We start from the raw sequence: 6413 nt of genomic DNA, 5'->3' as shown, positions 1-6413 counted from the left end.
CCCCGACTGATTGTTAAATTTTTCCTTTAGGAGTTGATTTAATCATCAATGGACGCATAGCTCAGCTGGATAGAGCACCTGCCTTCTAAGCAGGCGGTCGAAGGTTCGAATCCTTCTGCGTTCACTTTTAGCCTTGTAATCGCTTGATTATGAGGCTTTTTTGTTTTTGCTTTATATTGTTTCCTATTCAAGTATTACAACTATCTCTACATTTTTTTTTTGTTTTCTTTCCAAGCTTTTACCACAAAGACTCATTATTAATAAATATTGTTTGTAAATTTGAATGTATTAGAATAATTTCCGCTTTTCGATAGCAAACACAAAATCTGGATGCTATTTCTAATTTTTTTAAACTTATTGTTATTATGAAAGGAGTATTCAGTTCTTGTTTGTTGATCAGTGCGGTTCTTCTACTAACGCTTTTTTCTCAAAGTAGCTTTGCACAAGAAAGTGTTCAGCGTGTGACATCAAGTTCCGCTTTAGCCTTTTCCAAAGGAGCCGATGTAGGTTGGTTGTCGCAAATGGAAGCCACAGGATATAAATTTTATGATTCTGATGGTACCCAAAAAGATTGTTTGCAATTGCTTAAAGACAGAGGGATTAACACTATCCGCCTTCGAGTTTGGGTCAATCCTTCAAACGATATAATCAACGGGCATTGCAGTCCAGCAGAAACTGTTGCTATTGCCGTTCGAGCTCAAAATATGGGAATGCGGATAATGATTAATTTTCATTACAGCGATTCTTGGGCGGATCCATCAAAACAAACCAAGCCTGCAGCTTGGGCTTCACATCCTTTTGCTCAATTATTAGACGATGTTTACAATCATACTTTTGATGTTTTGAGCGCGCTAAAATCCGCTGGAGTTACTCCTGAATGGGTGCAAATAGGAAATGAGATTCCGGGCGGAATGCTATGGCCAGAGGGAAGCAATTCCACAAGTTTTGTCCAGCTCGCTCAATTGTTGAATAAAGGTTATGATGCCACAAAAGCCGTTAATGCCGCGATCAAAGTTGTGGTCCATATCGATCAAGGGAATGATAACGCCAGATTCAGATGGTTTTTTGATAATATTACTGCAAACAATGTGAAATACGATGTCATTGGAATGTCCTATTATCCATATTGGTTGGGAACTAATTATTCTGTTAGCATTGCTGACTTAGGAAATAATCTAAAAGATATGGCGTCCCGATACGGAAAAGAAGTGATGGTTGTAGAAGTTGGGGGCGATTTTACATTGGTACAAAATACTAAAGATATGCTTGTTGCTGTAATTTCTGCTGTAGAACGTGTGCCAAATAATAAAGGGCTTGGGGTATTGTATTGGGAGCCTCAAGGCGAAAAAAGCTGGAGTGGTTACCAGCTCAATGCTTGGCAATCCAACGGAAAACCTTCGCCAGCCTTAGATGCGTTCAAAGAAAATGTTGAAAAAGTAATTGCAAACGGATTTGTTGCAAATCCCGTTGAACAGGGTAAAATGGTTACCACAAATTTAACCTATACAGCAAACAGCGCTACCGATTATTTTTATGTTGGATTGTTTAAAAGAAATTCTAGTGGTGGTTGGTTACAAACTATCACAGAAAGTTCAGGAAATCAATTTTTGATTCCATCAACAGGGGTTAATGTTCCTACTCAAGTTAGTCTTACCATTCCCAATGGTACAACTCCAAGTGCCAGTTTGACCAATGGAGAATATTATGAAATTGAGGTGCAACTATGGACTGTAGGTTGGGGAACAAAACTAAGCACAAGTGTATCTCCTAAATTAATAGTCTCACCTACAGGTTCATTGGAAATCGAAAAAAAAAACATTGAGAATGGATTGATCCTATATCCAAATCCAGTTTTGAATGAATTGAATATTAGAAACACCAATGGTACAGTCATCCAATCCTTAAAAATCACGAACATTACAGGGGAAACTGTTTATTCTGCAACTAATGCTGAAGGCAGAAATGCTATTGATGTTTCCAATTTAAGTTCTGGAATTTATATTTTATCAGTTCAATCCAATGAAGGAACACAAAACTTCAAATTTCAAAAAATTTCAAATTGATTGTTTCCAATTTCAATTAAAGAGCCACTAAAAACTAACGGTAAAATGGCGCTGGAAATGGTGCCGTTTTTTTGCCTAACTTTCTTTTATTTTTTTTATTTTTATCGAAAATTCAAGTTATGAAGTATTCCAAATCGATTTTTATTTTTTGCACAATGCTTGGTTTATTTTCCTGTAAATCACAATCAGTAATTATTGATGTAAAACCATCTGTTGTCGATGACACTGTTTTTGTGAATTTGAAAGATTACAGCAAAGATTTTGTATATGATATGAAATATGCTACTTCGGATAATTTCTTGAAAGCGAAAGTCTATGATTGCGCCGAATGTTTTTTGCGATTGAAAACGGTAAAAGCGATGGTGGCAGCCAATGCCGAGTTTATGAAAATGGGGTACAAAATCAAAATATTCGATTGCTATCGTCCATTGGATATTCAAAAGCGAATGTGGAAAATTGTTCCGAATCCCTCTTATGTTGCGGACCCAAGCAAAGGTTCTATACACAATAGAGGAGGAGCGGTCGACATTACTTTAGTCGATGTCAAAGGGAAGGAACTTGAGATGGGCACGTCCTTTGATCATTTTGGTATAGAAGCTAGTCATAACTATCAGAATCTTTCTCAAGAAATAAAAAACAATAGGGCCTTATTGAAAAAGGTAATGATAGAAAAAGGCTTTAATTCCTTTGATTCAGAATGGTGGCATTACAGTTTGAAATCCGCTTTATTGGATAAAGTTTCGAATGAAAAATGGAAATGTGATTAGTTTTCTATGCAATGCAAGTAATTCATAAAATAACTCTCGGGTTGATATACCTGATTGTCCATTTCTGAGGTAAACTCTTTTCTAAAAATGTAATCTTCTATATCGGTCAAATACTTTACACGCATTAAATTGACAGGAGAACTTTTTAAATCTTCGAACGAACCTTTCAAAAACATAAAAGTTCCGCTTAAAACCCTGTTGTCAAAACCTTCGTTGTCTCGAACGGAAGTCCCGCAATCCATTTTGTCGATATGAAGTAAAGTAACAATTTTTCCATTACTCAATTGGAAGAAAATTTTAGAATTTTTATCAAAACAATTGACTTTCATAAACTCCTTACTTTTTTGAATAAATTGTAAATTCAAATTTGGTGTTCCATCTGTCAGGGATAAGGAAAAAAATATATAATTTTTATTTCCAGCGAAATTTTTTTCGTAAACAATATATTCTTTCGTCTGTTTGTATGTGCCAATAGAATCTCTAACATTTGTGCTGTATTCGCATTTTTTTTGAGCAAAAAGTGAACTACTTATGAATACCAGAAGTAGTAAGGTGAACTGTTTCATTGATTATTTAAATTTTTTGCAAATTAAAACTATTTTATTGTCATTTTCATCAGTTGTAAAAAAACAATATTGATTTCCACCATCCTTTACTTTCCATTTTTTGCGAATGGCTTCAACCGTATCAGGAAAATTACGAGTTGTAATATTTATTTTTTTTCCTTCGATATGATTTTTCAACTCGGTTTTTTGGTATTTTATCACATTTTCAATTTCGAAAATTCGTCCCGGAAAATCAATAATTTCAGAATTAGTATATAAATGTGAATGCTTATGCAATTTTTTGAGTTTGTAAAAACGGCTCACTTCTTCAAATCCCCCTGATTTCATTATAGCGCTGTTGGGTTCGTATACATATTGTTCTGGCAAGCCATATTCAGCGTTTGCTGGATTTTCGTCCGAAACAAATTCGAAAGCATCTTGTTTGTTTTTTGTGATGTTTACCGTTTTGATAGTCGTTTTTCCTGAATACTCTTTTTGCAGTTCCCACAACAATTCCTTGACCTCATTTTCTAGAGCGACGATATGAATGGCTTTGACATTTGCCAATTCAGATAATCCAGCGGTGATATCTAGAAGTGGAGCGGTTTTTATTAATATGTTATTCGAATATTGAAATAAAAGAGCTAAATTTTCGGGAACATTTGGCAGGCAATCTTTGAGCATAAAAACTTTGCCTTTAGCATCATTTCGTCTAGATGGATCAATGTAAATCCAATCCCAATTGGTGTTCAATTCGGCTAAAATTGCTAAACTATCTCCAATGTGACAATGAATGTTTGTAACATTCAATTGATCAAAATTATGTTTTACAATTGTCGAAAGGTCTGAGTTTATCTCGCAATGCGCTACTTTTTTTATTTTTTTTGAAAAATAGAAATCGTCCACGCCAAAACCGCCTGTCAGATCGATCAGGCTTTCACCAGAAATAATTTCAGATTTATAAGAAGCGGTTCTTTCGGATGAAGTTTGTTCGACTGAAATTTTACTTGGAAACAAAATGTTTTTTGCAGTGAACCAAGTTGGAAGTTTGTCTTTTGCTTTAGTTTTCGCTTCAATCTGATTCAGGATTGAAATCCAGTCTATTTCCGGAAATGGATTTTTTTGCAAAGCTAGTTTCGCAATATTGGCATCAATATTAGCATTGATAAATTGCTGGATTTCAGGATTTAAAATATTATAATCCAAAACTATATGTTTTTAGTAAGCAGCTGAATCACTTTATTATCAGGGAAGAACTCTTTTCCGATTACTTTCAGAATAGTGTAGATAGGAACGGCGATTACCATTCCCAAAATTCCCGATAGAAAACCTGCGATGAGGATGACTAGAAAAATCTCTAAGGGATGAGAACTTACACTTTTAGAGAAAATTAAAGGCTGTGATAGGTTGTTGTCGATGACTTGAACAATCCAAAAACCAATGAGTACATAAATGGTTGTTGGTAGCATTACCGTTTGAAAATCCGAACCTAAATTGCTAAGCATTGTCAAAACGGCAGCTAAAATTGAAGCAATTAATGGGCCAATGTAAGGTACTATATTGAGAACGGCACATAAAAAGGCAATGATAAACAGATTCGGGATATCGAAAATGAAGAGTACAATTACGTATAAAATAAATACGATAAACAGTTGCATTAGTAAGCCAATGAAATAGCGTGAAAGCAAATGGTTTATTTTATGAACCGAATTCAAAATCTGTTCCTCGTGGGAGTCGGGAATTAATTTTTTCGCTCCTGAAACAAAAAGCAAACTGTCCTTAATAAAGAAAAAGGTGATAAATAGAACAGAAGCTAAACCTAGACCGAAACTACTAATGGTGCCGAGTACGGAGTTTAGGAAATCCGGAATGACATTTAGGTTTATTTTCGAGCCAATATTCGCTTCTTTGATAATTTCTGAAGTGTCGATATTGTGACTTTCTAAAAATGCTACAGTTTGGTTAGTCAATTGGGTAATGTCTTCTTCGATTTCCACCGTTTTTAATAAGGATAAATTTTGACCTTGAGTTGCGATTAATGGGACAAACATCAAGATAAGTCCTGCTATGCAAAGTACAAAAAGAGATAAAGTGGTAATTGTTGCTAACGTATGTTTGAATTTTAGTCTTTTTTTTAAGAACTGCATAATCGGATTCCCGATTAACGTCAAAATCAATGCCGAAACTAGATAAATCAAAACAGACTGAATCAAGTATATAAAATACAATACCAATGCCGCTAAAACCAGATAGATAATAGCTCTTACTATTCCGTTTGCAATAATTTTAGATGTTATCATTATATTTATTTTTGAGGCTAAAGATAAAAAAAAACTCGTTCGACTTGGCGAACGAGTTCTATATTCTAAAAATGTTTAAGATTAATTTCTGAAACTAGCTCTTACTCCTCCAGAGGCAAAAATAGCATCCATTCTAGCTTTTTGGCCATTAGTAAACATATACATTCCTCGGTCATCGGTATAGTCCATATAATTCATTGTCATTTCCACTGGAGTTCCAGTACAAGTACTGTAATGAGGATAAGCTGGAACACCGTAATTAGCTGCATTATGCGTTGGCGTGTCAGCAACTAAATCACTTCCGCAAGTGGCATCATCCCAAATATGACGCAAGTTCATCCAGTGACCTACTTCGTGAGTAGCAGTTCTACCTAAGTTGTATGGATATGCAGCGCTAGAATTTGGTGTTACTCCAACATATTTAGAATCACAAACCACGCCGTCAGTTGCTAGTGAACCACCTGGGAATTGAGCATATCCTAGAATTCCACCTCCAATGGTGCAAACCCAAAAATTAAGATTTGTTGACGGAGAGGTAGGGTCCAAGCCTCCTTTTTTAGTGCTTTTCATTGCATCTCTTGTTCCCCAAGAAGTTTTTGTTGTTGCTTTTCTATTATATAAAGTCCATTAAATATTTACAATTAACTTAGAGAGGTTTTTACCTAAATCATTTTCAAACTCAAATATTTTCATTAATTCGTTAAATTTTTCAATTCTTATATCCATTGTTTCTAAATA

At 34.8% G+C, this 6413-nt stretch carries 5 protein-coding genes, 1 tRNA gene and 1 pseudogene; 3 read left to right on the top strand and 4 right to left on the bottom strand.

The window, feature by feature from the left end; all coding sequences use genetic code 11:
* Nucleotides 1–50: 50 nt before the first annotated feature.
* From ACIQ1E_RS13385 to ACIQ1E_RS13375, 3 genes are all read left to right on the top strand, one after another.
* Nucleotides 51–124, top strand: a tRNA-Arg gene (locus ACIQ1E_RS13385).
* A 241-nt stretch (nucleotides 125–365) separates the two neighbouring features.
* Nucleotides 366–2063, top strand: a complete 1698-nt coding sequence (locus ACIQ1E_RS13380; RefSeq protein ID WP_396171813.1) for a glycosyl hydrolase 53 family protein — start codon at nucleotides 366–368, stop codon at nucleotides 2061–2063.
* A 119-nt stretch (nucleotides 2064–2182) separates the two neighbouring features.
* Nucleotides 2183–2830, top strand: a complete 648-nt coding sequence (locus tag ACIQ1E_RS13375) for a M15 family metallopeptidase (RefSeq protein ID WP_396171812.1) — start codon at nucleotides 2183–2185, stop codon at nucleotides 2828–2830.
* On the opposite strand, the gene ACIQ1E_RS13370 is transcribed toward ACIQ1E_RS13375, so the two are convergent.
* The 4 genes and pseudogenes from ACIQ1E_RS13370 to ACIQ1E_RS13355 form a co-directional block, all read right to left on the bottom strand.
* Nucleotides 2827–3396, bottom strand: a complete 570-nt coding sequence (locus tag ACIQ1E_RS13370; RefSeq protein WP_396171811.1) for a hypothetical protein — start codon at nucleotides 3394–3396, stop codon at nucleotides 2827–2829. The two genes, ACIQ1E_RS13375 and ACIQ1E_RS13370, sit on opposite strands and share 4 nt — an antisense overlap.
* A gap of 3 nt (nucleotides 3397–3399) precedes the next feature.
* On the bottom strand, nucleotides 3400–4581 hold the full coding sequence (locus tag ACIQ1E_RS13365; RefSeq protein ID WP_396171810.1) for a class I SAM-dependent methyltransferase: 1182 nt from the start codon (nucleotides 4579–4581) through the stop codon (nucleotides 3400–3402).
* Between the two features lie 2 nt (nucleotides 4582–4583).
* A complete protein-coding gene (locus ACIQ1E_RS13360) occupies nucleotides 4584–5675 on the bottom strand; it encodes an AI-2E family transporter (protein WP_396171809.1) in 1092 nt (363 codons plus the stop codon).
* A gap of 81 nt (nucleotides 5676–5756) precedes the next feature.
* Nucleotides 5757–6287, bottom strand: a pseudogene (locus ACIQ1E_RS13355) (M43 family zinc metalloprotease); the annotation flags it as partial.
* Between the last annotated feature and the right edge of the window lie 126 nt (nucleotides 6288–6413).

This window comes from Flavobacterium sp., assembly GCF_044348915.1.
GTDB lineage: Bacteria > Bacteroidota > Bacteroidia > Flavobacteriales > Flavobacteriaceae > Flavobacterium.
Note: the sequence above shows the minus strand (reverse complement) of the source record. Positions and strands in the feature narration are given on the sequence as shown.

What these genes read in the sequence shown, in the direction of transcription:
- ACIQ1E_RS13380 (WP_396171813.1), top strand. Translation starts at nt 366, where the DNA reads ATGAAAGGAGTATTCAGTTCTTGTTTGTTGATCAGTGCGGTTCTTCTA.
- ACIQ1E_RS13375 (WP_396171812.1), top strand. Translation starts at nt 2,183, where the DNA reads ATGAAGTATTCCAAATCGATTTTTATTTTTTGCACAATGCTTGGTTTA.
- ACIQ1E_RS13370 (WP_396171811.1), bottom strand. Translation starts at nt 3,396, where the DNA reads ATGAAACAGTTCACCTTACTACTTCTGGTATTCATAAGTAGTTCACTT.
- ACIQ1E_RS13360 (WP_396171809.1), bottom strand. Translation starts at nt 5,675, where the DNA reads ATGATAACATCTAAAATTATTGCAAACGGAATAGTAAGAGCTATTATC.